Here is a 25,845-nt window from a genome sequence, read left to right as displayed (position 1 = left end):
CCGTCGTCCCGTCGTCTTAGGAGAGACTCCCTGTGGACAACACCCTGCTCGACATCCGGCAAAGGCCGGCTCTGCAACAGCCCGTGTGGGACGACGCGTCGCAGGTGGAGCGCGTACGGGAGGAGTTGAGCGTCCGCCCCGCCCTGGTCAGCCCGCAGGACGTGCACACCCTGCGCACGCTCCTCGCCAGGGTCGCCGCCGGCGAGGCCGTGATCGTCCAGTCCGGCGACTGCTCCGAGGACCCCGACGAGTCCACCGCCCAGCACGTCGCCCGCAAGACCGCCGTGCTCGACCTGCTCGCCGGCGCCATGAAGATGATCACGCACAAGCCGGTGATCCGCGTGGGCCGCATGGCCGGCCAGTTCGGCAAGCCGCGCTCCAACGACACCGAGAAGGTCGGCGAGCTCGAACTCCCGGTCTACCGCGGTCACATGGTCAACGGCCCCGAACCCGACCCGGAGTCCCGCCGACCCGACCCGCTGCGCCTGCTCACCGGCTACATGGCCGCCAACGACATCATGGGCCACCTCGGCTGGCGTAAGCCCGTCGGCCGCCCGGTCATCGACCCGCCCGTGTGGACCAGCCACGAGGCGCTGCTCCTCGACTACGAGGTGCCGATGCTCCGCCGCGACGACGAGGGCCGGCTGCTGCTTGCCTCCACCCACTTCCCGTGGGTCGGCGAACGCACCCGCCAGACCGACGGCGCCCATGTCGCCCTGCTCGCCGAGGTCGTGAACCCGGTCGCCTGCAAGGTCGGCCCCCGCATGACCCCCGACGAGCTGCTCACCCTCTGCGAGATCCTCGACCCGGCCCGCGAGCCCGGCCGGCTCACCCTCATCGCCCGCATGGGCGCCGACACGGTCGCCGAGAAGCTGCCGCCGCTCGTCGAGGCGGTCCGCGCCGCCGGGCACCCGGTGATCTGGCTGACCGACCCGATGCACGGCAACACCGTCACCGCCCCGGGCGGGCTCAAGACCCGCTACACCACCACCGTCGAGCGCGAGATCTCCGAGTTCCAGCTCGCCGTGCGCTCCTCCGGCGGCATCGCGGGCGGCGTCCACCTGGAGACCACGCCCGAGGACGTCACCGAGTGCGTGCTCGGCGAGCAGTGGGTCGGCCGGTGCGGCGAGAACTACACCAGCTTCTGCGACCCGCGGCTCAACCCCGGTCAGGCCGTCTCCGTCATCTCGGCCTGGCGCGCCTGACATCACCCCTCAGGGAGGAACTGCCATGCAGGACAAGATCGCGCTCGTCACCGGAGCCGCGGGCGGCATCGGCGCCGCGGTGGTCCGCGCCCTCGCCGAACGCGGCGTGACCGTCGCCGCCGTCGACCGGGACGAGTCCGCGCTCAAGCAGCGCGTCGCGGCCTTCGTCGTCGAGGGCCTGCCCGTCGAGGCGTTCCCCGCCGACGTCACCGACAGCGCCCAGGTCACCGCCCTGGTCGACGAGGCCGAGCGGCGCCTCGGCCCGATCGACTACCTCGTCAACGCGGCCGGCGTCCTGCGCCTCGGCCCCGTCCGTACCTTCTCCGACGAGGACTGGGCGGCCACCTTCGCCGTCAACGCCACCGGTGTCTTCCAGGTCTCCCGCGCCGTCGTCGACCGGATGATCCCGCGCGGCTCCGGCGCGCTCGTCACCGTCGCCTCCAACGCGGCCAACACCCCGCGCAGCGAGATGGCCGCGTACGCCGCCTCCAAGGCCGCCGCGTCCCTCTTCACCAAGTCGCTCGGCCTGGAGGTCGCGCCGTACGGCATCCGCTGCAACCTGGTCGCGCCCGGCTCCACGGACACCCCGATGCTCTCCTCGATGTGGCACGACGACTCCGGGCCCAAGGGCACGATCGAGGGCCGTCCCGAGCAGTTCCGCGTCGGCATCCCGCTCAAGAAGCTGGCCCTGCCCACCGACATCGCCGCGGCCGTCGTCTTCCTCCTGTCCGACCAGGCGTCCCACATCACCCTGCACGACCTCACCGTCGACGGCGGTGCGTCCCTCGGCGCGTAGGGCGCCCGCGGCGCCGGGCTTCCAGCCACCCCTCCATCCACCCGTACCCGAGAGGACCGCCATGGCCGGGATACCTCCCATCGAGGCCTATCCGTTGCCGACGGCCGGCGCGCTGCCGCCGGCCACCCCCCACTGGTCCGTGGACCCCGACCGCGCCGTGCTGCTCGTCCACGACATGCAGCGCTACTTCCTGGCGCCCTTCCCCTCGCCGCTGCGCGAGGAGATCATCGCGAACGCGGCCCTGCTCCGCGACCGTTGCGCGAGCCACGGCATCCCCGTCGCGTACACGGCGCAGCCCGGCGGCATGACCCCCGAACAGCGCGGTCTGCTCGCCGACTTCTGGGGCCCGGGGATGCGCCTCGACCCCGTCGACCGTGAGATCGTCGAGCCGCTCGCGCCCGCGGCGGGCGACTGGCTGCTCACCAAGTGGCGCTACAGCGCCTTCTTCAAGACGGACCTCCTGGAGCGGATGCGGTTCCACGGCCGCGACCAGCTGATCATCTGCGGGGTGTACGCCCACATCGGCGTGCTCGCCAGCGCCGTCGAGTCGTTCACGAACGACATCCAGACCTTCCTGGTCGCCGACGCTCTCGGCGACTTCACCGAGGACGAGCACCTGTCCGCCCTCGCGTACGCGGCCAAGCGCTGCGCCGTCGTCACCACCGCCAAGGAGGTGCTGGGGTGAGCACACCGGCCCGTACCGACCTGCTGAGCCGCATCCTCGGCCCGAACCCGCCGGCCTTCGCCGTGCTGCACCGGCCCGAGACGACAGGACCCGGCGCCCTCGACCTCCTGACCGGCGACATCTCGCTGCCCGCGACCCTCGCCGACCTGCCGGTACAGCAGGACGGGGGCGCCGGGCGGCACGAGGTCCTCGCCGTCGTCCCGTACCGCCAGATCGGCGAGCGCGGCTACGACCGGAACGACGACGGCGCCCCGCTCATCGCCATGAGCGTCACCGAGCAGACCACCGTCCCGCTCGACACCGTCCTGGCCGCGATCCCCGACGTCCCGATCACGCTCGCCGACGGTCGCTTCGACGTCGACGACGACGCGTACGCCGAGATCGTGCGCCGCGTGATCGCCGACGAGATCGGCACCGGCGAGGGCGCCAACTTCGTCATCCGCCGCTCCTTCACCGCCGAGATCACCGACTACGGGCCCGGCAGCGCACTGACCTTCTTCCGCCGGCTCCTGGAGCGCGAATCGGGTGCGTACTGGACGTTCCTGATCCACACCGGGGAGCGCACCTTCGTCGGGGCGTCCCCCGAACGGCACGTCAGCCTCGCCGACGGCACCGCCGTGATGAACCCCATCAGCGGCACGTACCGCTACCCGGCCTCCGGCCCCACCCTCCCCGGCGTCCTCGACTTCCTCGCCGACCGCAAGGAGGCCGACGAGCTGTACATGGTCGTCGACGAGGAGCTGAAGATGATGGCCCGGATCTGCGAGGGCGGCGGCCGGGTCGTCGGCCCGTACCTCAAGGAGATGGCCCGGCTCGCCCACACCGAGTACTTCATCGAGGGACAGACCGACCGCGACCCGCGCGAGATCCTGCGCGAGACGCTGTTCGCCCCGACGGTGACGGGCTCGCCGCTGGAGAGCGCCTGCAAGGTGATCTCCAAGTACGAGCCGCAGGGCCGGGGTTACTACAGCGGGGTCGTCGCCCTCATCGGCCGCGACGCGCTCGGCGGCCGTGCCATGGACTCCGCCATCCTCATCCGTACCGCCGACATCGACGCGGGCGGGCGGGTCTCCATCGGAGTGGGGGCGACGCTGGTGCGCCACTCCGACCCCGAGTCGGAGGTCGCCGAGACCCGGGCCAAGGCCGCCGGACTGCTCTCCGCGCTCCAGGACGACGGCGGGTCCCGTTTCCGCGCGCACCCGCGGGTGCGGGAGGCGCTGGAGCGGCGCAATGCCACGATCGCCGACTTCTGGCTGGCGACGGGGTCGGGCCCGGGCCGGCCCGACCCCGCCCTCGCCGGACAGCGGGTTCTGATCGTCGACGCCGAGGACACCTTCACGTCGATGATCGGGCAGCAAGTGCGGTCGCTGGGACCCGAGGTGACGGTCCGTCGCTTCGACGAGGGCTACGACTTCGAGGGCTACGACCTCGTGATCATGGGCCCCGGGCCCGGAGATCCGCGCGAGGCCGGGCACCCCAAGATCGCGCATCTGCGGGAGGCCGTCGCGGGCCTGCTGCGCGAGCGCCGGCCGTTCCTCGCGGTCTGCCTCAGCCACCAGGTCCTCAGCCTGCACCTGGGCCTGGAGCTCGCCCGCCGTGACGTGCCCAACCAGGGCGTGCAGAAGGAGATCGACCTCTTCGGCGCGCGGGAACGGGTCGGGTTCTACAACACCTTCGCCGCTCGCAGCGACGCCGACCGCTTCCCGCACCCGGAGTTCGGCGCGGTCGAGGTCAGTCGGGACCCGGACACCGGCGAGGTGCACGCCCTGCGCGGCCCGCACTTCGCGTCGATGCAGTTCCACGCCGAGTCCGTGCTCACCCAGAACGGCCCGCGCATCGTCGCGTCGATGCTCGGCGGGCTGGTGAAGACCGGCGTGGTGCAGGCGGCCGGGTGAAGGCCGCGCGGTGAAGGCCGTCCCCCTCGCATGACCCACGGCGCCGCCCGGTATCGGGCGGCGCCGCTGTGTGCGTGGCACCGGAACTCCTCGGCCGCGGGGGGGGGCGTTCACGACCCGTTCAGGGGCGCGCCGCGCCGACTTCCACCCGGCCGAGCAGGGTCCGTCCGTCCGGCGCCAGGACCAGCTTCCGGTAGCGGCGGCCGGCGCGGTCGGCCTCGCTGAACTCGATCGCGCCCTCCGTGAGGGCGTGGATGTCGCCGAAGCCCGAGACCCCGATGCCCAGCAGCTTGAGCCGCGTCGGCCCGCCGCTGTCCGTGAACGGCGTGTGGTCGAGGCCGAGGAGCTGTCGGGCCACGGAGGCGGCCATCCGAAGGCCGGGGGCGAGGAGCCCGTGGCAGCGGCCTTCGACGGCGGCGCACTCGCCGACCGCCCAGATCCGCTCGTCCGCCGTGCGCAGCCGGTCGTCGACGAGGAACCCGCCGCGTTCGCCGGTCGCCAGACCCGCGCCCGCGGCGAACTCGTCACGGGGCCGTATCCCGGCGGAGAAGACGACGAGGTCCGCCTCGATCTCCGTACCGTCCGCGAGCCGCACCCGGTCCGCCTCCACGGACACCGTCGTCGCCCCGCAGTGCACCTCCACACCGAGGTCCCGCACCAGCGAGGCGAGGAGCCGCCCGCCGCCCGCGTCCACCTGGAGCGGCATCAGGCGCGGAGCGGCCTCCACCACGTGCGGGCGCATCCCGAGATGCCGCAGCGCGTCGGCGGCCTCCAGGCCGAGCAGCCCGCCGCCGATGACGACACCGGGGCGGCCGGGGCGCCCGGCGCGGACGGCGGCGCGGATCGCGTCGATGTCCTCGACGGTGCGGTACGTGAAGCAGTGCGGCCGGTCGTGGCCCGGGACGGGCGGTACGAACGGCCGGGATCCGGTGGCCAGGACCAGCGCGTCGTAGGCGAGGCGCGTCCCGTCGGCGCACCGCACGGTCCGCAGGTCCCGGTCGATCCCGGTCACGGTCGTCGAAAGGCGCACGTCCACCAGGGAGTCGGGGGCGGGCAGCGCGAGATCGGCGGGCGTCGGACCGGAGACGAGGGAGGAGAGCGCGACCCGGTCGTAGGCGCCGCGTGGCTCCTCCCCGAGGACGACCACCCGCCATCCGTCGGTCCGGTCCAGGGTGCGCAGCTCCGTGACGAGCCGATGCCCGACGGGCCCGTAGCCGGCGACGACCAGCGTCCGGCGGCTCACTCGACGCCCTCCGGGACGCGCAGCGCGGCACACACCGCACGGACGTCGTCGGCGCAGCCGCCGCAGCCGGTGGTCGCCCGGGTCGCCGCGGCCACCGCCCCGACGTCCCGCGCGCCGTCCTGCCAGGCACTCACGACGGCCCCCTTGCTGACGTTGTTGCAGTGGCAGAGCACGGCCTCGTCCGCCAGAGCGGTCGGATCGCCCGTCGCACCCCCGGCCCTGAGGCCGAGCAGGAGCGCGAGCCGGTCGGCGGGCACGGGACGACCCCGGTCGTACAACTGGGTCACGGCCGCGATCCCTTCGGGCATCCCGACCAGCACGGCCCGTGTCACCCTCTGCTCCGTGATCTCGATCCGCGCGTACCGTCCGCGCGCGGGGTCCGACAACGTCACCACCTCGTCGCTCTCCGTCCGCCCGGCCGCCCACCCGGGCGGGCCCAGACACACGAGGTCCAGGCCCGGGACCCGCGGCCGGACCACCGGGGGAGCGGGGGTGTAGGAGGCGTCGCCGCCCGTCAGGAGCGTGGCCAGGGTCTCCGCCTGGGCCAGGGCGCCCGCGAGGTCCGTGGTGTCCGTGCAGGCGCCGATCGCCCGGATCGACGGGTCGCTCGTGCGCAGCCGCTCGTCGACGACGATGCCGCGCCGGACCGTCAGACCGGCCCGCTCGGCCAGGGTGGCCTCCGGAGAGGTGCCGGTGCACCGCAGAACGGTGTCGGCGCCGAGTGTGTGGTCCGCCGGGACGTAGGTGTCGAGCCGTAGTTCGATCCCCCACGACTCCAGCCGCGCCGCCACCAACTGCCCGGCGAACTCGTCCAGTCGGTGGTGCATCGGGTACGGGCCGGAATGCGCGAGGACCACGCGGTGGCCGCGCCCGCGCAGTGCCGTCGCCGTCTCCACGCCCAGGACGCCCCCGCCCACCACGGCCACCCTGCCGCGCACCGGGCGGGCGCAGTCGGCCAGGGTGTGCACATCGCCGGTCGGCCGCGCCCCGGTCGCCAGGACCAGCGTGTCGTAGCCGACGCGCGTCCCGTCGGCGCACCGCACGGTCCGCCGCTCCCGGTCGACGGCGAGGGCCCGGAGGCCCGTCCGCACCCGTACCCCCGCCGGGGGCGGCGGCAGCGTCAGCGCGCCCGGGGGCAGGCTGCCGGCCAGGACCGAACCGAGCAGGGTGCGCTGGTACGCGGGGTGCGGCTCGGCGCCCAGGACGGTGACCGGGCCCTCGTGCCCGAGTGCCGCGAGGCGTGCGGTCAGCCGGTGGGCGGCGAGGCCGTTGCCCACGACCAGGATCCGCCCGTTCACGCGGTCACCGGGGCCTGCGCCGGCTCGCCACGTACGGCGCTCACGGGACCCTGCGCCGGCTCGACCCGTACCGCGCTCACCTTGAATTCCGGCATTCCGCTGCGCGGGTCGAGCGCCCCACCGGTGAGCAGGTTCGCCCGCCCCTCCCCCGGGAAGTGGAACGGGAGGAACACCGTGTCCGTCCGCAGGCTCTCCACCAGACGTACGCGTGCCACCACCGAGCCTCGCGCCGACACCACCCGGGCGAGCCCGCCGGCTTCCACACCCGCCCGCCGGGCCGTGTCGGGGTGGATCTCCACGTACGGCTCCGGCTCGGCGTCGTTGAGGCGTCCTACCCGCCGGGTCTGCGCCCCGGACTGGTAGTGGGCCAGAACCCGGCCGGTCGTCGCGTACAACGGCAGTTCGGCGCCCGGCATTTCGGCGGAGTCGCGGTGCTCGACCGGCAGGAAGCGGGCCCGCCCGTCCGGATGCGCGAAACCGTCCAGGAAGAGCCGGGGCGTGCCCGGATGCGCGGGCCCCGACGGCACCGCCGGGCACGGCCAGTGCAGCGCCTCGCCCGCGTCGAGCCGTTCGTAGCTCACCCCGGAGTAGTCCGCCCGGCCGCCCTCCGTCGCGCGCCGCAGCTCCTCGAAGATCTCCCGGGGCCGGGCCGGATACCGCTCGGCCGGCTCCCCGAGCCGTACCGCGAGCCCGCGCAGCACCTCCGGATCGCTCCGTACCCCCGGCGGCGGATCGAGCAGCGCGCGCCGGCGCAGCACCCGCCCCTCCAGATTGGTCAACGTGCCTTCCTCCTCGGCCCACTGGGTCACCGGCAGGACGACGTCCGCCATCCGCGCGGTCTCGGAGGGGACGAAGTCCGCCACCACCAGCAGGTCGAGCGCGGCGAGCCGCTCGGCGACATGCCCGGCATGCGGGGCGGAGACCACCGGGTTGGAGCCGAACACGAGCAGGGCGCGCGGCCCGTGGGCGGTCCCCAGCGAGTCGAGGAGTTCGTACGCGCTGGGTCCCGGTCCGGGAAGGGACGCGGCGTCCACGCCCCACACGCCTGCCACGTGCTCCCGCGCCGCGGGGTCGGTGATCATCCGGTAGCCGGGCAGCTGGTCCGCCTTCTGGCCCAGCTCGCGCCCGCCCTGCCCGTTGCCCTGGCCGGTCAGACAGCCGTAGCCGCTGCCCTCCCGGCCCGGAAGCCCCAGCGCGAGCGCCAGGTTGACGAACGCGGAGACCGTGTCGGCGCCCTTGCTGTGCTGTTCGGCGCCCCGCCCGGTCAGGACGTACGCCCGCCGGGCGTCGGCGAGCAGCCGCACCGCCTCCCGCTGTTCCGCGACCGGCACCCCGGTCACCCGCTCGGTCCGCTCCGGCGTCCACGGCAGCGCCCGCTGCCAGGCCGCCTCGAAACCGTTGGTCCGCTCCCGTACGAAGGTGTGGTCGAGCCGCCCGTCGAGCACCGCCAGCTGCAACAGGCCGAGCGCCAGGGCGAGATCGGTGCCGGGGGCCGGCCGCAGGTGCAACGCGGCGCGCGCGGCGGTCGGGGTGCGGCGCGGGTCGAGGACGATCAGCGCGGCCCGGTCCAGGTGGCGCATCAGCGGCGGCATCGTCTCGGCCGGATTCGCCCCCGCGAGGAGCACCACGTCCGCCCGCCCGAGATCGGTGACCGGGAAGGGCAGGCCCCGGTCGACGCCGAAGGCGGCGTTGGAGGCGGCGGCGGCCGAGGACATGCAGAAGCGGCCGTTGTAGTCGATCCGGCTGGTGCGCAGCGCGAGCCGGGCGAACTTGCCCAGCAGGTACGCCTTCTCGTTGGTGAGCCCGCCGCCGCCGAAGACGCCGACCGCGTCCGGGCCGTGCTCCCGCCGGATCTCCCGCAGCCGCCCCGCGACCAGGTCGAGGGCGGCGTCCCAGCCGACCGGGGCGAGCCGTCCGTCCCGGCCGCGCACCAGCGGCTCCCGCAGCCGGTCGGCCACGGTCAGTACGTCGGGCGCGGTCCAGCCCTTCTGACACAGGCCGCCCTGGTTGACCGGGAAGGCGGACGGGGCGACGGACACCTCGCCGAGGGCGTGGCTGAGTTTCGTACCGCACTGCAACGCGCAGTACGGGCAGTGCGTATGGACGGTTCGGGAGCCGGATCCGGCGTCAGACACGGGTGGCTCCACGTCGCACGGGCGGGGCTTCCAGCGGCCGGCTGGTACGGGCGGGGCGCAGATAGACCGCCCAGGTGACCGCCACGCACAGGGTATAGAAGCCGAGGAAGGAGAGGAAGGCGGGGGTGCCGCTGCCGCCCTCGGAGCCGTACGCCGCCCGGAAGGCCAGGTTCACCGCGACACCGCCGAGCGCGCCGACGGCGCCCGCGATCCCGATCACGGCCCCCGAGAGGCGCCGGGCGCGGGCGAACGCCGTCGTGGCGTCCCCGCCGTCCGTGACCTCACGGCCGGCCCGCTCGGCGAAGACGGCCGGGATCATCTTGTACGTGGAGCCGTTGCCGATCCCGGTGAGCACGAACAGGACGGTGAAGCCGGCCACGAACAGCCCGAACGACCCCTGTGCGGAGGCGAGGAGCAGCCCGCCGGTGCCGGCCGCCATCGCCACGAACGTCCACGCGGTCACCAGCGCCCCGCCCCAGCGATCCGCGAACCGGCCGCCGAAGGGCCGGGCGAGCGAACCGAGCAGCGGGCCGAGGAACGTGTACGAGGCCGCTTCGAGCGGGGTGGAGCCGAACTGCGTCTGCAGGACCAGACCGAAGGCGAAGCCGTACCCGATGAACGAGCCGAACGTGCCGATGTAGAGCAGCGAGATCCACCAGGTGTGCGCGGTGCGCAGGGCGTCGCGCTGGGCACCCTTCTCGCTCCGTACCGGCGCCAGGTTGTCCATCCGCAGCGCGGCGAGGAGCGCGACGGAGACGATCAGGGGGAGGTAGAACGCGGCGACGTAGGCGGGGTGCGTGTCGCCCGCGGTGGCGATGACGAGCAGACCGAGGAGCTGGACTACGGCGACCCCGAGGTTGCCGCCGCCCGCGTTGAGCCCGAGGGCCCAGCCCTGGTGGCGCTGCGGGAAGAACGCGGTGATGTTCGTCATCGAGGAGGCGAAGTTGCCGCCGCCGACGCCGCCGAGCGCGCCGATGACCAGGAACACCCACAGGGGCGTGCCGGGGCGTTGCACGAAGTACGCGGCGGCGGAGGCGGGGACGAGCAGGACGGCGGTGGCGAACACGGTCCAGTTGCGGCCGCCGAAGCGGGTGACGGCATGGCTGTACGGGAGCCTCAGCGCCGCGCCGACGAGGGTGGGGGTGACGACGAGGAGGAACTTCTCGCCGGGCGTGAACGGCAGGCCGATGCGTGGGGACATGAAGAGGACGAGGACCGACCACATGCTCCAGACGGAGAACCCGATGTGCTCGGAGGCGATGGACAGCACGAGATTCCGCCGCGCGATCCGCTTCCCGCGCGCCTCCCAGAACCGGACGTCCTCGGGATCCCAGTCCTCGATCCACCCGGACCGGGGCCGAGGCCCGGGCCCGGACCGAGGCCCGAGCCCGGACCGGGGGCCGTGGGTGTTCACGACGCGCCCTTCAGCGCCCGGTCCACCAGCGGGCCCGCCGCGCCCGTGTAGGCGGCCGGGTCGCACAGCGCGTCGACCTCGGTCCGGTCCATCACGCCCGCGAGCTCCGGGGCCTCCGCGAGGACCTCGGGCAGCGGGCGGGCGTCCCGGTCCGCCGTCACCGACGCCCAGGTGAGCAGCTCCTTCGCGGCGGCCTTCCCGAGGCGGGGCGCGAGGACGGCCGCGATCCGCTCGGAGACGATCTGGCTACCGGTGAGCGCGAGGTTCTCCCGCATCCGGTCGGCCCGCACCTCCAGGCCCTCGGCCAGCTCGACGGCCGTGTGCGCGGCGCCGCCGGTCAGCCGCAGGCACTCCCGCAGCAGCTGCCACTCGGCGTGCCACACCCCGGCCGAACGCTCGTCCTCGGCGACGAGGCACTGCGCCAACGCGCCCGCGAGCGCAGGCACTTGGAGGGCAGCGGACCGGATGAGCGTGGCCAGCACCGGATTGCGCTTGTGCGGCATCGCCGACGACGCGCCCCGCCCGGACCCGCCCGAGGGCTCGGCGACCTCCCCGACCTCGGTCCGCGCGAGCGACTGCACATCGATCGCGACCTTCCCGAGCGCCCCGGTCGCGAAGGCGAGCGCGAACGCCAGATCGGCGACGGGGGCCCGCAGCGCGTGCCACGGCACCAGCGCGCCCGCGAGACCGATCTCCTCGGCGAACGCCTCGAGGAGCCGGTCGTGATACGCCCCGGCGTCGAAGTCACCGACGGGCTCGGCACCGCCGTCCGGCGGGCCTTCGCCCGCCGCCAGCCGGGCGTACTCCACGTAACCCGCCAGCGTTCCCGCCGCACCGCCCAGGGAGACCGGGAGGGACTCCTGGACGCGGGCCAGGCGGTCGTCGGCCGAGAGGAGCAGGGTGTGCCAGCCGGCGGCCTTGAGGCCGAAGGTGGTCGGCACGGCGTGGAGGGTCAGGGTGCGGCCGGCGATCAGGGTGTCGCGGTGTCGTCGGGCGAGCTCGGCCAGCGCCACCGCCGTACGGGACAGGTCCGCGCGGATCAGCCGCAGCGCCCGGTCCGCGACCAGCATCGCGCCGGTGTCGAAGATGTCCTGGCTCGTCGAGCCCCGGTGGACGTACTCCGCCGCCGCCGGGTCCTCCGCCGCGACCACCCGCGTCAGCGCCTGCACCAGGCCGACCACCGGGTTCGCCGTCTCGCGGGCCGCGAGGGCCAGGGCGCGGACGTCCAGGCGCTCCGCGCGCGCCGCGTTGGAGACGGCCCGGGCCGCCGACTCCGGGACCGTGCCGAGCCGCGCCTGCGCCCGGACCAGCGCCGCCTCCGCGTCCAGCATCGCCTGCAGCCAGGCGATGTCGCCGACCGCCGCCTCCACGGGCGTTCCGGCTCGCACCGGTGACAGCAGCCCCGCGTCGTCGTAGGACCGGGTCACACGATCACCCCGGCGCCTCCGGTGGCCCCGTCCCGGCGGCCGCTCACACGATCACCCCGGCGAGCTCCGTCGTGGCCTCGCGCGTCACCGGCCGCACCCCCGCCGGCACATGCGCCGTCGGCGGCAGCGCGCACAGCGCCCTCGCGATCGCGTCCGAGTCGCCGAGCGTCACCGAGTCGACGCCCGGCCGGATCCCGGCCGCGGTCACCCAGTGCACGGACTCCGTCGGCACCCCGTACGCGAACCGGCGAGGATGCGGTCGGCCGCGGCCGTCCACCACCCGGTACGGCCGCTCGGTGACGGCCAGGCCCCCGGTCTCGTACGTCGTCCCGCAGGAACCGGCGATCCGGTACGGCGCCGCCTGGTCGGTGTCGAGCAGGTGCAGCATGAGCGGGTCCTGCGTCCGCCGCAGGTCCGGCTCGGGCAGCCGCGCCTCGATCAGCACCGCCGCGCGTACCGGCGGCCCGGGCACCGCGTCCGACGCGGCCACGAACGACGGCGCCGCCGCGTCGAGCCGGATCTGCGTGCCGGGACCGGTGACCTCCAGGACACCTGCCTCGATCAGCGCGATCATCTCCTCGATACGGGAGACCGGCGGGCCGATCGACAGGAAGCCGTTGAGCGGGGTGTACCAGCCCTCCAGGTCGTCCCGGTGCGAGTTGCCCTCCAGGCCGCCGTGGTCCACCGCGAGCCGGACCTCGTTGCGCAGGTCCCGCAGCACGTCCAGCGCCGCCTTGAGCGGGCCGTCGACGTTGCCCGCCTTCGCGTCGGCCACGTCCTGCTCCAGGTGGCCGATCAGCCACGTCCGGAGGTCGTCCCGGTCGGTGAACTCCCGCTCCCCGTAAGGGCGCGACAGCTTCTCCCAGTCCCAGCGACGGGGCTCCTCGATGCCGTACGAGGCCACCAGCTCGGCCCGGTCGGACTCCTCGGCCTCGGCCAGGTACCGGGTGGTGAACGCCTCGCGTTCGGCGCCGCGCCCCAGGGAGTCCAGGAGCGTGCCGTAGTAGACGCTCTCCACCTCCCGCGAGATCAGCGGCCACAGGTCCTGCGCGAAGTTCACCCGTTCGCCGTCGACGTTCCGGGCCCTCAGCCGGGCGATGAACTCCGGGGTCAGCAGCTGCGGCAGGTAACGCCCGTACGCGCCCTTCTGGTTCTCGCCGCGCGCGTGGTACGGCACCCCGCGCCGGGAGGACGCGAACAGCTTCGGCTCCCGCCCCGACGCGCGGTACACCAGGCGGCCGTCGCGCCGCTCGAAGACGCCGCCCCGCCCGGCCGTGAACAGCGCCATGTGGTCGAAGAAGTTGAGCCCGAGACCGCGCAGCAGCACGTGCTGACCGGGCTCGATCCCGCTCAGGTCCAGGTCGGCCGGGTTGGCGGGCGTGATGTAGCGCAGGTTGTGGATCCGGGCCAGGCTCGCCGTACGCGCCTCGCGGGCCGTCAGCCGGGCCGGCACGTGCCCCTGCGCGAGGACGACCCCGTCGAGGTGGTTGAGCCGGGTGCCGTCCTCCAGCCGCACGCCCTGCGGGCCGCCGGGCACCCCGTGGGTGTCGGCCATCGCGACCGCCCGCGAACGGTGCACGCGCACCGTGATGTGGCCCGGCGCGCGGGCCACCACCCGCTGGAAGGAGTCGTGCAGATACCGGCCGTAGAAGGCGCGCGAGGGGTAGGAGTCGGGCCCGAGCCGGCGCGCCTCCTCCAGGGTCGCCATGTCGTACCCTTCGGCGCCCGTCCTGTCGGCAGCCGCGCCGTCCTTGGTGAGCACGGCGAGCGCCGCGAGTTCCCGCGCCCACTCGTACAGGCTCGGCCCTTGCTCGATCGGCCCCTCGATCTGGGCACTGTCGTCCGTGTACACGGTCACCTGCGAGGCGACCGTGTTCATCAGCAGGTGCCGCGACTGCTCCGTGCGCCACACTGCTCCGGCGCCGGGCGCGGCCGGGTCGACGACATGGAGGGTCAGGGTCCGGTGGGTGGGCGCGATCCGCTCGTTGGCGCAGATCCGTTCCAGGACGGAGAGACCACGGGGGCCGGCACCGACGATGCAGACCTCGGCGTGCGTGTCGTTCATGCGTGATTCCCGCCGGTCGGGGCGGAACCGGCCGCGAGGATTCGCGCCAGCTCCAGCCGTTTGATCTTCGTGGTGGCTGTCTGGGGCAGGTCCTTCACCTGCCACTGGACCGGGTCCGCCATGGGCGGCAGCGTGGCCGCGGCCGCCTTCCAGGCCGCCGGGTCCAGCGGGCGGTCGTCCTTGGTGCACACCACCGGGACCGCCCGGCCGTCGGCGCCGGGGATGATGATGACCTCGGCCAGCTCCGGCAGCTTCCCGAAGAGCGTGTCCTCGGCGGCGAGCGTGGAGCCGAAGCCCTCGATCAGGTCGACCTCGCGGTCGAGCAGGTGCACACAGCCCCACTTGGTGCGGTAGCCGACATCGCCCATCCGCCACCAGCCGTCCGCGGACACCTGCTGGTCGTACCGCTCCTGCTCGCCGAGGTAGGTGACGATCCGGCCGTCGCTGCGCACCTCGATGTAGCCCGGGTTCTCCGGCGACGGCTCCTTGCCGTCCCGGCTCACCACCCGCACGTCCGTCATCCCCGGGAAGGGCTGCCCGACACAGCGCCCGTCGTCGTCGAGCGAGCGGCGCCGGGTGAAGGCGCGGACCACGGCCGGGCCGACCTCGCTCTGCCCGTACAGCTGGCCGAAGAGCGGCGCACGCCGCTTCGTCGCGCGCAGCAGGGTGTGCACGGTGCGCGGGTGGATCGCGTCGAAGGTGGAGGAGAACAGCTTCACGTTGGACAGCGGCCCGCGCGGGTCGTGTGCCAACTCCTCCCACTCCATGAAGGAGTTGGGGTGCGCCTCCAGGATGCCGGGCTTCAGCCGGGCGAACAGGTCGGCGGCCTGCCGGGGGTCCGGGTCGGCGAGCACGAGGATCGGGAAGCCCCGGAGGAGGGAGATCGCGAGCGCGGTGACGAGCCGCGAGTGCACGAACGACACGTGCATGGCGATCGTCTCGCGGCCCCGGATCAGCGCGGCAACGGCGGCGACCTGCGGCCGGTAGCGGGCCTCCAGGGTGCGGCCGGTGTGGACGGCCAGCTTCGGGGTGCCCGTCGTGCCCGAGGTGTGTGTGATCAGGGTCGGGTGCTCGGGCGGCATCGTCACCGACGGCACGCGCGGTACGCCCGCCAGGTCGGCCAGTTCGGTGGCGCGCTCGTGGCTGCCGGAGGCGAGGAGCACGTGTTCGGCCAGGTCGAAGACCTCGGCCGGCAGCTCCTTCTCCAGCTTCTGAGCGTCCGTGAGCAGGAACGGCCGGTCCGTGCGCCGCACCAGCTCCGCGGCCGTCGCGCCGTCCAGCGTCGGCGACAGGAGCACCGGCACGGCCCCGATGCGGGCGATGGCGCAGGACAGCAGCGTGATGTCGAAGCCGTCGGACTTGTAGACGACGACCCGCTCCCCGGGGCGTACCTTCGCCGCCCACAGCCGGGACGCGAAGTCGTCGATCAGGTCGGCGATCTCCGGGACCGTCGCGCGCCGCCCGAGGTCGGGCGCGATGTCGAGGTCGTGGTCGAGGATCACCACGTTCGCGGGATGGCGGGCGGCTGCTCGCTCGAACAGCGTGCCCAGCCGGATTCCACGGTTTCCAATGCGCTGCAGCAGCATGTCCCCAGGCTTTCGTCGGTAGAAATGCCGAGTTCGGCAGAGATCAGCGGTGATCAGCAGAGGTCGGCAAGGCGAATTCGGACCGCTCCCGCAGGAATGCGCGGGTGAAGAAGGGTGGACGGAGAATGGCCGAGTCATTTCGCCGTTCTCGGAAGGGGATACTGCTGAGCACCCGGGGAGGTGGTCAACGAAGCCATTCAAGGTACGTCAAGTCCGGTGCCCAACTCCTGTGCGTAGTGCAGGGCCGCGATGTTCATCCGCTGTGCGGCGTAGAAGCGTTGTGCGCCGTGGTTTCCCGTGCCCGTGTCGAGTTCCATGCGCACGCAGCCGGCCCGCCGGCCCCGCTCCCGCAGCTCGTCGAGGAGGCGCGCGCCGACCCCCGCCGAGCGGGCGGCGGGCGCGGTGACGAGGTCGTCGACGAAGAGCAACCGGCCTCGGCTGGTGGCCAGTACACGGTGCGAGGCGACGCCGAGGCAGCGACCGCTCGTGTCGTGGGCGGCGGTGAACACCAGGCCCTGCCGATGGGCCGCGGTCGCGAACTCCAGGAAGCCGTCCGCGTCCAGGCCGGGCCGCAGGGTCCGGATCAGGGGGCCGACGTCGGCGACGAGGGCCGGATCGCCCGGAGTCACATCGGTCATTGTCAATTCCATGAACGTCAGCCTAGGACCGTAATGCCGCACGTTCCGGCCGAGTTGACAGACCTTGGGGTACGGGGAGGAAATCGCGGGGCCGCCCTGCCAGTATCCGGGTATGCGCGCTGCCTTCATCGAAGAGCTCGGACCGCCGGACGCGATTCAATACGGAGAGCTGGCCGAACCACGCCCCGGGCCCACTGATGTTCTGGTCGACGTCCTGGCCACCACGGTCAATCCGGTCGACACGTTCGTCCGTTCGGGACTGTTCAGCACTCCGCTGCCCTTTCCCTTCGTGATCGGTCGCGATCTCGTCGGCCGGGTCGCGGAAAGCGGAGCGGGCGCCACCGGATTCACCACCGGTGATCTGGTGTGGAGCAACAGCCTGGGCCACGACGGGCGTCAGGGCGCCGCGGCCGAGAAGGCCGTGGTCGCCGCCGACCGGCTCTACCGGCTCCCGAACGGCGTCGACCCGGAGACCGCCGTCGCCGTGGTCCACCCGGCGGCCACCGCGTACCTCGGACTGTTCACGCACGGCCGCGTGCGGGCCGGGGAGACGGTGGTGGTCGCGGGAGCGGCCGGGAACGTCGGCAGCGCGATGGTCGCCCTCGCCGTGTGGGCGGGGGCCCGGGTGATCGCCACCGCCCGGCAGCGGGACGCGGCGTACGTCTCCTCGCTGGGAGCGTCGGAGGTCTTCGACTACACCGATCCCGCCGCGCACGAGCTGATCCGGAAGGCGGCCCCGGACGGTGTCGACGCGTATCTCGACGCGTCCGGCACCAACGACCTCGCGCACAGCGTGGAGCTGCTGGCCCTCCGGGGCCGGATCGTGCTCCTCGCGGGTGCCCGCAGCCGCCCCGTCCTGCCGGCCGGACAGCTCTACATGAAGGACGGCTCGATCGCCGGCTTCGTCATCTCGCACGCCACCACGGCCGAACTGGCCGAGGCCGCCGAGGCGATCAACCACCTGCTCGCCGCCGGGCTGCTGTGTCCGCGCGAGGTCGAGGTCCGTCCGCTGAGCGAGGCCGCCGAGGTCCACCGCCGCATCGAGACGCTGGGCCCGCACGGCACCCGCCTCGTCCTCCGTACGACGGAGTCCTGACCACTACGGAGTTCTGACGATCACGGGCCGACCGCCCGTCCCCCTGCGACCACCTTCCGCCTTCCCCCCGGCGGAAGGTGGTCCCACGACACCGCTCCCCGTGCCCGGCGGTGCTCCCGCCACCCCGCCCACGCGGCGGGAACTAAGTGGCCGAGGTCACCGTTGACCGTCTCCTGGAGCCGAATTAGTTTCGGCCAGCGGTACGGGTTTCCTTCGGGGCTCCCGGTTTCTCTCAACAACGGGGGTTGGGACATGTCCAAGCACGGCGCGGACGGCGGCGGGGGCACCGACGCGCTCACGGTTCTGGAGCTGCTGGCCCAACAGGCCCCGCCCAGCCGCTACAAGTCGTTGCTCGGCGAGGCCCGCGACGCGGGCGCGCCCGCCGGCGAACTGGCCCGGCTCGAACGGGCCGTCCACCTCGCCACCGGCATCTCCTCCTCCTTCGACCGCCGTGAACAGCGCGAGGCCGGCCTCGCTGCCCTCGTCGACACGGCCCGCGACCTGACGCTGCCGTACGACCTCGACAGCCTGCTGCGGGTGATCACCCGCCGCGCCAAACGGCTCCTCGACTTCGACATGGCGTACGTCAGCCTGCGCGACACCGACGGGTCCTCGTTCATCCACACCACCGAGGGGTCCCACACCGGGCTCACCACCGGCCTGCGCGTCCTCGACGGCCACGGCCTCGGCGGCGAGGCGCACACGCACGGGGAACCGGCCTGGACCGCCGACTACCTGGAGGACGACCGCTTCCCGCACGCGCGGGCGGTCGACGAGTTCGTCCGGGCCGAGGGGCTGCACGCCGTCATGGCCGTGCCGATGCGCAGCGGTGACACGACCGTCGGCGCGCTGTACGGGGCCGACCGCAGGGTCCGCCACTACACGCCCGACGAGATCGGGCTGATGTCCTCGCTGGCCGACCTGGCCGCCGTGGCCATCGAGAAGGCCGGTCTCCTCGACCAGACCCGGGCCGAGGTGACCGAACTGGAGCTGGACAGTTCCCGGGCCCGGACCAGCCTGACCCGGATGCGGCACGTCAGCGAGGCGCACAGCCGGATCATGAACCTCGTCCTGGCGGGCGGGGACCTGTGCAACGTGGCCAAGGCGGCGGGCGACGCGCTCGACGGCACCGTGATGATCCGCGACCCGGGCGGCCGCAGCCTCGCCTCGGGCGGTGACATCCCGGGCCTCGACGAGGAGTCCGTGGCCAAGGCCTCGCTGGACGCGCACGCCGGCCGCCGGCCCGTCGTGACCGGCGACAACACCTGGGTCGCGCCCGTCATAGCGGGGTCCGAGGACCTCGGTGTGCTGGTGATGCGGGCGGCGACCGGACTGACCGGGGAGGACGAGCGGCTGCTCGAACTGGCCGCGCAGTCCGTCGCGTTCCTCCTGCTGATGCAGCGCTCCACGGCCGTCGCCGAGGGCCCCGTCCGCGACGAGCTCCTGGACGACCTGATCGCCGACCCGCAGCACGCCCCGCCGCAGCAACTGGTGCAGCGCGCGCGCCGCCTCGGCATCGATCTGCGCAAGCCGCACGTCCTGGTGGTGGCCCGGCCGGAGGGCGGGGAGCAGGGGCGGGCGGTGGTGTGGGCGTCCTCGTACGCGTACCGGATGTCCGGTCTGAAGACGGTGCAGGGTGGCTGCCTCGTGCTGCTGCTGCCCGGGGTGGAGGCCTCGGCGGCCGCCCGTGCCGTCTCCGGCGAGCTGTCCCCGCTGCTCGGCCATCCGGTCTCGGTCGCCGCGGCGGGCCCGGGCTGGAGCCCGGACGGTGTGGGGCGGATGTATCTGGAGGCCATGCGCTGCCTGGACGCCATGAGCGCGCTGGGCGGTTCGGGGTCCGCCGCGTCCGTGCAGGACCTGGGGTTCCTGGGGCTGCTGCTCTCCGACGACCACGACGTGGACGGCTTCATCGAGTCGGCGATCGGTCCCGTACTGGAGTACGACGCCGAACGGTTCACCGATCTGACGCGCACACTGGAGGCGTACTTCGCCTCGGGCGGCAGCCCCACCAACGCGGCGGAGGCGCTGCACGTCCACCCGAACACGGTCTCGCGCCGACTGGAGCGGATCAGTGAACTCCTCGGCGCGGAGTGGCAGAAGCCGGGCCAGGTCCTGGAGGTCCAGCTGGCGCTCCGCCTCCAGCGCACCCGCGACGTCCTGGCCCAGCAGCGCGGCGCGGACCCGGCCCGCCCGGCCCCGGACCAGGCCCGTTCCACCACGTGACCCGCCGGGGCGGGGGCCCGGTGGCGCGCCCCGCCCCGGCCGGTGTCGGTCGGGCGCCGGTGTCGGTCGGCGGCCGGTGTCAGCCGGCCGAGCCGTACGCCGCGTCCCAGTCCGTCGCCAGGACCGTCGCCGCGTGGGCCGCCGAGGCCAGGGTGATGTGGCGGTGCCAGCCGCGGAACGAGCGGCCCACGAAGTCCCGCAGCCCCGCCCCCTCGCCGACCTGGGTGAAGTCGCGCTCCACCCGTCCGGCCAGCTTCGTCAGCCGGAGCAGCGAGCCGACCGTCGAGCCGGTCAGATCGGTGATCCACAGCCGGGACGGGGGCCGTCGCGCGTCGTCCCACTCGCCGAGCAGCAGCAGCGGACGCATCCGTTCCCCCGCGGGCGCCGGCAGCGCGACCCGTACCACCGTCGCCAGCGACGTACGGGAGGTCCGCGAACCGGTCGCGGTGTCCAGCCAGCCGACCGGGCGGCGCAGGCCCTTGAGCGACTCCAGGATCTGCTGGGCCGGCAGCGGCCCGGCGCCGAAGCCGGGCAGCGCCCGGTCCGCGACCGCGAGCCGGCACGTCGCGCCGATCCGGGCGACGACCGGAACACCCGCGCCGGCCAGCCGGTTCAGCGCCGCGCGCCCCGCGCCGCCCCGGATGTCGAGCAGCACCGGCTTGCGGGTGACGTCCTGCCAGCGCGCCGTGTCGAGCGCCGCGGCGACGGCGCACTCCTCCATCGTCTCCTCGCCCGCACCCTCCGGAACCTCCGCGCGGTCGCGCCGGGTCCGGTCCTTCACCCACGGATCGGGCAGGAACAGCCGCCAGTTGACCGGCACGCTCAGCTCCTCGGCGGCGAACCACACCCCGAACGCCTGCTGGCCCCGGAAGACCTGTCCGCGCTCGGGGTCGAACCGGCGGTCCACGCCCACCGAGTGCTCGCCGGCCTTCGGTATCGGCATCGACCGCACGACCCACGCCTGCGGGCAGCTGTTCTGCTCCAGGAACCCGGCGAGCGCGGCCCGCATGGGCCGCCAGTCCCAGGTGGAGCTGGAGATGAAGTGGTGCAGGCTCTGCTCGGCGGCCGGCCCGCCGATCTGCGCCGCGATGTTACGGATGGACTTGCGGCCCTGTGCGGTCAGCAGCCCCCGAAGATACTGCTCCGCCTTCAGCCGCTGGTCGCGCCGGGGGAACCCGGAGAAGAGCGTGGCACAGAGCTCGTCGTAGACATCGTCGGCCACCGCGTTCCGGTACGCCACGGGGTGCGGCCCGTGCCCGGTGCGGTGCTGGATTCCCAGTGAATCGAGAAGGGTCCTGCGCTTGGTTGCGACGGATGTACTCACGACACTCCTGCCTACGGTTTTGCAGCTCCCTCCAGCTGCCCCTCCACCGTCGCCCGAGCGGCACCCGTGGCACGAGGTGTACCCGGCACCCGTCTGGGCCGCCGGATGGTGGTCGGACCACCGTCGCCGGCTCGGGGAGTGCCGCAACGGGTGCCGGGCGAAGGTCGGACGGGGGGTCGGGTGTGGCCGGACCACCAGAGGCCGGGGGACCGGCCGCCGGGCCGGCGCCGGGACGGCATACCCGGTGGGGGTGATCTGACAGACTTGGCGGCCCGGCTTTGACCGGGGTGCGGCCCGGGTCGACCATCGCAGAACGAGGCGGCACGGGCCGGTCCCTGGTTAATGCCCCAGGCCAGGGACCGCGCCTGTCCGCCTCGCTCAATTCCCGGAGGATTCCGCTTACGCGCTCCTCCGCTTACGCGCTCCTCCGCTTACGCGCCCTCCGTTTACGCGCCCTTTGCTCCCGCGCCCGTTGCTTCCGCGCCGGCCTCCGCGTCGCGCGCCGCCACCCGGGCCGCATGGGTCGGCCCCGCGGGCACCCCGGCCGGGCGCAGGCTCTCCATCTCCTTGCGCAGCACCGGGACGACCTCCTCGCCGAGCAGATCGAGCTGCTCCAGGACCGTCTTCAGCGGCAGACCGCCGCTGTCCACCAGGAACAACTGCCGCTGGTAGTCGCCCACGTACTCGCGGAACGACAGCGTGCGGTCGATGACCTCCTGAGGGGAGCCGACCGTGAGCGGGGTCTCGCGCGTGTACTCCTCCAGGGACGGACCGTGGCCGTAGACGGGCGCGTTGTCGAAGTACGGGCGGAACTCCCGTACCGCGTCCTGGGAGTTCTTGCGCATGAACACATGGCCGCCGAGGCCGACGATCGCCTGCTCGGGGGTGCCGTGGCCGTAGTGCGCGTACCGCCGGCGGTAGAGGCGGACCATCTTGGCCGTGTGTTCCTTGGGCCAGAAGATGTGGTTGGCGAAGAAGCCGTCGCCGTAGTACGCGGCCTGTTCGGCGATCTCGGGGGAGCGGATGGAGCCGTGCCAGACGAACGGCGGGACGCCGTCCAGCGGGCGGGGCGTCGAGGTGAAGCCCTGGAGAGGCGTACGGAAGCGGCCTTCCCAGTTCACCACGTCCTCCCGCCACAGCCTGTGCAGCAGCGCGTAGTTCTCGATGGCGAGCGGGATGCCCTGCCGGATGTCCTGCCCGAACCACGGGTACACGGGCCCGGTGTTGCCGCGGCCCATCATCAGGTCGACGCGCCCGTCCGCGAGGTGCTGGAGCATCGCGAAGTCCTCGGCGATCTTCACCGGGTCGTTGGTGGTGATCAGCGTGGTGGACGTGGACAGGATCAGCCGCTCCGTACGGGCCGCTATGTGCCCGAGGAGGGTCGTCGGGGAGGACGGCACGAACGGCGGGTTGTGGTGCTCACCCGTCGCGAAGACATCGAGCCCGACCTCCTCGGCCTTGCGGGCGATGGCGACCATCGCCTTGATCCGCTCGTACTCGCCCGGTGTGGTCCCGTCGGTGGGATCGGTGGTCCTGTCCCCGACGGTGAAGATTCCGAACTGCATGACACAACACTCCAAGCCGCCCCAGGAAGGAAGTCCGTCCTCTTCATAGTGCACGAGCCGGAGCAGAAACGGAAACTTATCCGGAAAGCCTCGGCCATGGTGACGAAGTCGGTCGCCGCCACTGGACGAGCCTGCGCGGGACACCCACCCTCACAGCCATGACTCCCGTACGAGACGCGCAACCGCCCGTCGTCACCGCCTGGTCGGACATCGGCTGTCCCTGGGCCTCGCTCGCCCTGCACACCCTGCGGGCCACCGCCGCAGAGCGCGGCCGGGACCTGCTGATCGACCACCGCGCCTTCCCGCTGGAGCTGTTCAACCGCCAGCCCACGCCCAAGCACATCGTCGACGCCGAGGTCGTCATGCTCGGCGCCCACCGCCCCGAGCTGGGCTGGCGGCTGTGGGACGCGCCCGCGTGGGAGTACCCGTCGAGCGTCCTGCCCGCCCTCGAAGCCGTCCAGGCGGCCAAGGCCCCCGAGGTCGGCGGGCTGCGCGGCTCCGACCAGCTCGACGCCGGGCTGCGGCGCGCCTTCTACACCGAACACCGCTGCATAGCGATCCACTCCGTCATCCTCGACATCGCCGAGACCTGCGCCGACGTCGATGCCCGGGCCCTGAAGGCCGCCCTCGCGCGCGGCGCGGGCCGGCGCGAGGTGTACGAGCAGTGGCACGAGGCGCAGGGCCCGCAGATCCAGGGCAGCCCGCACTTCTTCGCGAGCGGCGGATACGCGGCGCACAACCCCGGCGCCACCTACGTCTTCACCGGCGACCTGTACAACGGCGGCTTCCCCCGCCTCGACCACTACGACGCGGGCTGGGCCGGCACCCTCCTCGACTCGCTCGCCGCCTAACCTGAGCGCATGGACGTGCGCGGGCAGCTACCGGTCGTCGGGGCCGTCGCCGCAGGCGGCGCCCTCGGCGCTGCGGCCCGCTACGGCGCGTCGCTCGTCTGGGCCACCCCGCCCGGCGCGTTCCCGTGGACCACGTTCGCCGTGAACGTCTCCGGCTGCGCCGCGATCGGGGTCCTGATGGTGCTGGTCACCGAGGTCGCCGCCCTGCCGCACCCGCTCGTGCGCCCTTTCCTCGGTACGGGTGTCCTCGGCGGCTTCACGACCTTCTCCACGTACGCCCTCGACACGCAGCGGCTGCTGAGCGCGGGGGACACGGCGCGCGGCGTGGCATACATGGGAGCGACGGTGGTCGCGGCACTGGCGGCCGTCTGGGCCGCGACCACCGCGACCCGGGGCGCTCAGGCGAGGAGAACACGATGACGAGACTGGCGGGCAGGGCCCTGCGGGTGACGATCCTGCTCGGCGAGAGCGACACCTGGCACCACCGGCCGCTGTACTCCGAGATCGTGCACCGCGCACACGAGGCGGGGCTCGCCGGCGCCTCCGTCTTCCGGGGCATCGAGGGCTTCGGCGCGTCCTCGCTCGTCCACACCACGCGGCTGCTCTCGCTCAGCGAGGACCTGCCCGTCGCCATCGTGATCGTGGACACCGAGGACCGGGTCCGGGACTTCCTCCCGCAGCTCGACGCGCTGGTGGGCGAGGGACTCGTGATCCTCGACGACTGCGAGGTCATCCGGTACGTCGGCCGGGAGAGGCAGGCGTGAACTGGCTCCTCGTGCTCGCCGGCGCGGCGATCGGCGCGCCCCTGCGGTACCTCGCCGACCGGGCCGTCCAGTCACGCCACGACTCCGTCTTCCCCTGGGGCACGTTCACGGTCAACATCGTCGGCTCCCTCGTCCTCGGCCTGCTGACCGGCGTCTCCTCCGCCCGGACCCACCTGCTGCTCGGCACCGGCCTGTGCGGGGCGCTGACGACGTACTCCACCTTCTCCTACGAGACGCTGAAGCTGTACGAGGGCGGGGCCAAGGGGTACGCGGTGGCGAACGCGGCCGGGAGCCTGGCCGCCGGGCTCGGAGCCGTCTGGCTGGGAGTGGAGGCCGCACGGGCCTGGTGAGGCCCCGGACTCCGGTGGCAAGGTGCTCCCACGGCGATCTTCCGAAGGGCGGTACCCGCACATGAGTTGGGCGGACTTCCAGTACGAGATCTACCTCAACGGGCTGACCGGAGCCGTGCCCCGGCTCCCCACCGACCTGACCCGGCTGGAGGAACTGACCGCCCGTCGGCTCGGCCCGGGGCCCGTCGGCTACGTCGCCGGCAGCGCGGGCGACGGCTCCACCGCCCGCGCCAACCGGGCGGCGCTCGAACGGCGCCGGATCGTCCCGCGGATGCTCCGGGACGTGCGCGAACGGGACCTGTCGGTGGAACTGTTGGGCCGTACGCTGCCCGCGCCGCTCGCCCTCGCACCCGTCGGCGTGCTGTCGATCCTGCACCCCGACGCCGAGCCGGCGGCGGCGCGGGCCGCGGCGGCGCGCGGCGTCCCGTACATCCTCTCCTCCGCGTCCAGCACCCCGATGGAGCAGGTCGCGGAGGCGATGGGGGAGGGTGAGCGGTGGTTCCAGCTGTACTGGCCGAAGGACGTCGAGGTCGCCCGCTCCTTCCTGAGCCGGGCGAAGGCGGCCGGCTACACCGCGCTCGTCGTCACGCTCGACACGCCGATGCTCTCCTGGCGGCCGCGCGACCTCGACCAGGCGTATTTGCCGTTCCTGCACGGCGTCGGGACCGCCAACTACTTCTCCGACCCGGCCTTCCGGGCAGGCCTGGCGAAGCCGGTCGAAGAGGACCCGAACGCGGCCGTGATGCACTTCGTGTCGATGTTCTCCGACCCGGGCAAGACCTGGGCCGACCTGGCGTTCCTGCGCGAGAACTGGGACGGCCCGATCGTCCTCAAGGGCATCCTCCACCCCGACGACGCCCGCGCCGCCGCCGACGCCGGCATGGACGGGGTGGTCGTCTCGAACCACGGCGGCCGCCAGGTGGCCGGCTCGATCGCCGCCGCCGACGCCCTGCCGGCCGTCGCGGACGCGGTCGGCGAGCGCCTGACGGTCCTCTTCGACAGCGGCGTACGCACGGGCGACGACATCGCCAAGGCGCTGGCGCTGGGCGCGGACGGGGTGCTCGTGGGCCGCCCGTACGCCTACGGCCTGGCGCTCGACGGCCAGGCGGGCGTGGACCACGTCATCCGCTGCCTCCTCGCCGAACTCGACCTCACCCTCGCCCTGTCGGGCCACGCGACCCCGAAGACCCTGACGAGGGCGGATCTGACGGAGTCGAGCTGAGCGTGGGGGTGGTGGCGGGGGGGCGGGCCCCGCCCCCCACGGCTCGACCGCCGGGCTCGTCGC

At 73.4% G+C, this 25,845-nt stretch carries 21 protein-coding genes; 11 read left to right on the top strand and 10 right to left on the bottom strand.

What is annotated here, in order from left to right; genetic code table 11:
• The first annotated feature begins 32 nt into the window (after positions 1-32).
• The 4 genes from ACFV9D_RS36800 to ACFV9D_RS36785 all read left to right on the top strand — a co-directional run bounded on the left by ACFV9D_RS36800 (position 33) and on the right by ACFV9D_RS36785 (position 4,581).
• Complete coding sequence (locus ACFV9D_RS36800; RefSeq protein ID WP_385156692.1) at positions 33-1,205, top strand: 3-deoxy-7-phosphoheptulonate synthase; 1,173 nt, start codon at positions 33-35, stop codon at positions 1,203-1,205.
• A 25-nt stretch (positions 1,206-1,230) separates the two neighbouring features.
• Entirely contained in the window at positions 1,231-2,001 is a 771-nt protein-coding gene (locus ACFV9D_RS36795) for a 2,3-dihydro-2,3-dihydroxybenzoate dehydrogenase (protein ID WP_385156689.1), read from the top strand.
• Positions 2,002-2,062: 61 nt separating this feature from the next.
• A complete protein-coding gene (locus ACFV9D_RS36790; protein WP_385156686.1) occupies positions 2,063-2,686 on the top strand; it encodes an isochorismatase family protein in 624 nt (207 codons plus the stop codon).
• Complete coding sequence (locus tag ACFV9D_RS36785) at positions 2,683-4,581, top strand: anthranilate synthase family protein (RefSeq protein ID WP_385156683.1); 1,899 nt, start codon at positions 2,683-2,685, stop codon at positions 4,579-4,581. Before ACFV9D_RS36790 ends, ACFV9D_RS36785 begins: the two co-directional genes overlap by 4 nt.
• 121 nt (positions 4,582-4,702) lie before the next feature.
• Here the strand turns inward: ACFV9D_RS36785 and ACFV9D_RS36780 are convergent, their stop codons facing one another.
• The 8 genes from ACFV9D_RS36780 to ACFV9D_RS36745 all read right to left on the bottom strand — a co-directional run bounded on the left by ACFV9D_RS36780 (position 4,703) and on the right by ACFV9D_RS36745 (position 16,399).
• Entirely contained in the window at positions 4,703-5,824 is a 1,122-nt protein-coding gene (locus ACFV9D_RS36780) for an NAD(P)/FAD-dependent oxidoreductase (protein ID WP_385156680.1), read from the bottom strand.
• A complete protein-coding gene (locus ACFV9D_RS36775; RefSeq protein WP_385156677.1) occupies positions 5,821-7,122 on the bottom strand; it encodes an FAD-dependent oxidoreductase in 1,302 nt (433 codons plus the stop codon). Before ACFV9D_RS36775 ends, ACFV9D_RS36780 begins: the two co-directional genes overlap by 4 nt.
• Positions 7,119-9,257 (bottom strand): molybdopterin oxidoreductase family protein, encoded by a 2,139-nt coding sequence (locus ACFV9D_RS36770; RefSeq protein WP_385156674.1) that lies wholly within the window; start codon positions 9,255-9,257, stop codon positions 7,119-7,121. The genes ACFV9D_RS36775 and ACFV9D_RS36770 overlap by 4 nt, the downstream gene beginning before the upstream one ends.
• Positions 9,250-10,671 carry an MFS transporter gene (locus ACFV9D_RS36765; RefSeq protein WP_385156671.1) on the bottom strand — a complete coding sequence of 474 codons (1,422 nt, stop codon included), beginning with the start codon at positions 10,669-10,671 and terminating at the stop codon, positions 9,250-9,252. Before ACFV9D_RS36765 ends, ACFV9D_RS36770 begins: the two co-directional genes overlap by 8 nt.
• Positions 10,668-12,098, bottom strand: coding sequence for a lyase family protein (locus tag ACFV9D_RS36760; protein WP_385156668.1), 1,431 nt, complete (start codon positions 12,096-12,098; stop codon positions 10,668-10,670). The genes ACFV9D_RS36765 and ACFV9D_RS36760 overlap by 4 nt, the downstream gene beginning before the upstream one ends.
• Positions 12,099-12,141: 43 nt before the next feature.
• Positions 12,142-14,163, bottom strand: coding sequence for an FAD/NAD(P)-binding protein (locus ACFV9D_RS36755; protein ID WP_385156664.1), 2,022 nt, complete (start codon positions 14,161-14,163; stop codon positions 12,142-12,144).
• Positions 14,160-15,749: a class I adenylate-forming enzyme family protein gene (locus tag ACFV9D_RS36750; RefSeq protein WP_385156661.1), complete on the bottom strand. Its 1,590-nt coding sequence runs from the start codon at positions 15,747-15,749 to the stop codon at positions 14,160-14,162. Before ACFV9D_RS36750 ends, ACFV9D_RS36755 begins: the two co-directional genes overlap by 4 nt.
• Positions 15,750-15,946: 197 nt before the next feature.
• On the bottom strand, positions 15,947-16,399 hold the full coding sequence (locus ACFV9D_RS36745; RefSeq protein WP_385156658.1) for a GNAT family N-acetyltransferase: 453 nt from the start codon (positions 16,397-16,399) through the stop codon (positions 15,947-15,949).
• A gap of 100 nt (positions 16,400-16,499) precedes the next feature.
• On the opposite strand from ACFV9D_RS36745, the gene ACFV9D_RS36740 reads away from it, so the two are divergent.
• Positions 16,500-17,483 carry an NADPH:quinone reductase gene (locus ACFV9D_RS36740; protein ID WP_385156655.1) on the top strand — a complete coding sequence of 328 codons (984 nt, stop codon included), beginning with the start codon at positions 16,500-16,502 and terminating at the stop codon, positions 17,481-17,483.
• A gap of 252 nt (positions 17,484-17,735) precedes the next feature.
• Positions 17,736-19,706, top strand: a complete 1,971-nt coding sequence (locus ACFV9D_RS36735) for a helix-turn-helix domain-containing protein (RefSeq protein WP_385156652.1) — start codon at positions 17,736-17,738, stop codon at positions 19,704-19,706.
• 79 nt (positions 19,707-19,785) lie between these two features.
• On the opposite strand, the gene ACFV9D_RS36730 is transcribed toward ACFV9D_RS36735, so the two are convergent.
• Entirely contained in the window at positions 19,786-21,030 is a 1,245-nt protein-coding gene (locus ACFV9D_RS36730) for an IS701 family transposase (protein WP_385156649.1), read from the bottom strand.
• Positions 21,031-21,476: 446 nt separating this feature from the next.
• Entirely contained in the window at positions 21,477-22,595 is a 1,119-nt protein-coding gene (locus ACFV9D_RS36725) for an LLM class flavin-dependent oxidoreductase (protein ID WP_385156645.1), read from the bottom strand.
• A 158-nt stretch (positions 22,596-22,753) separates the two neighbouring features.
• Here ACFV9D_RS36725 and ACFV9D_RS36720 point away from each other — a divergent pair, with 158 nt between their 5' ends.
• From ACFV9D_RS36720 to ACFV9D_RS36700, 5 genes are all read left to right on the top strand, one after another.
• Complete coding sequence (locus ACFV9D_RS36720; RefSeq protein ID WP_385156642.1) at positions 22,754-23,446, top strand: DsbA family protein; 693 nt, start codon at positions 22,754-22,756, stop codon at positions 23,444-23,446.
• 9 nt (positions 23,447-23,455) lie between these two features.
• Positions 23,456-23,866 carry a fluoride efflux transporter CrcB gene (gene crcB, locus ACFV9D_RS36715; protein ID WP_385156639.1) on the top strand — a complete coding sequence of 137 codons (411 nt, stop codon included), beginning with the start codon at positions 23,456-23,458 and terminating at the stop codon, positions 23,864-23,866.
• Positions 23,863-24,210 (top strand): DUF190 domain-containing protein, encoded by a 348-nt coding sequence (locus tag ACFV9D_RS36710; protein WP_385156636.1) that lies wholly within the window; start codon positions 23,863-23,865, stop codon positions 24,208-24,210. Before crcB (ACFV9D_RS36715) ends, ACFV9D_RS36710 begins: the two co-directional genes overlap by 4 nt.
• Complete coding sequence (crcB, locus tag ACFV9D_RS36705; RefSeq protein WP_385156632.1) at positions 24,207-24,560, top strand: fluoride efflux transporter CrcB; 354 nt, start codon at positions 24,207-24,209, stop codon at positions 24,558-24,560. Before ACFV9D_RS36710 ends, crcB (ACFV9D_RS36705) begins: the two co-directional genes overlap by 4 nt.
• Before the next feature lie 61 nt (positions 24,561-24,621).
• Positions 24,622-25,782, top strand: a complete 1,161-nt coding sequence (locus ACFV9D_RS36700; protein ID WP_385156629.1) for a lactate 2-monooxygenase — start codon at positions 24,622-24,624, stop codon at positions 25,780-25,782.
• Positions 25,783-25,845 lie beyond the last annotated feature (63 nt).

Source organism: Streptomyces sp. NPDC059875 (assembly GCF_042731085.1).
In the GTDB taxonomy this organism is placed as follows: Bacteria; Actinomycetota; Actinomycetes; order Streptomycetales; family Streptomycetaceae; genus Streptomyces.
This window is presented reverse-complemented; position numbering and strand designations above follow the sequence as displayed.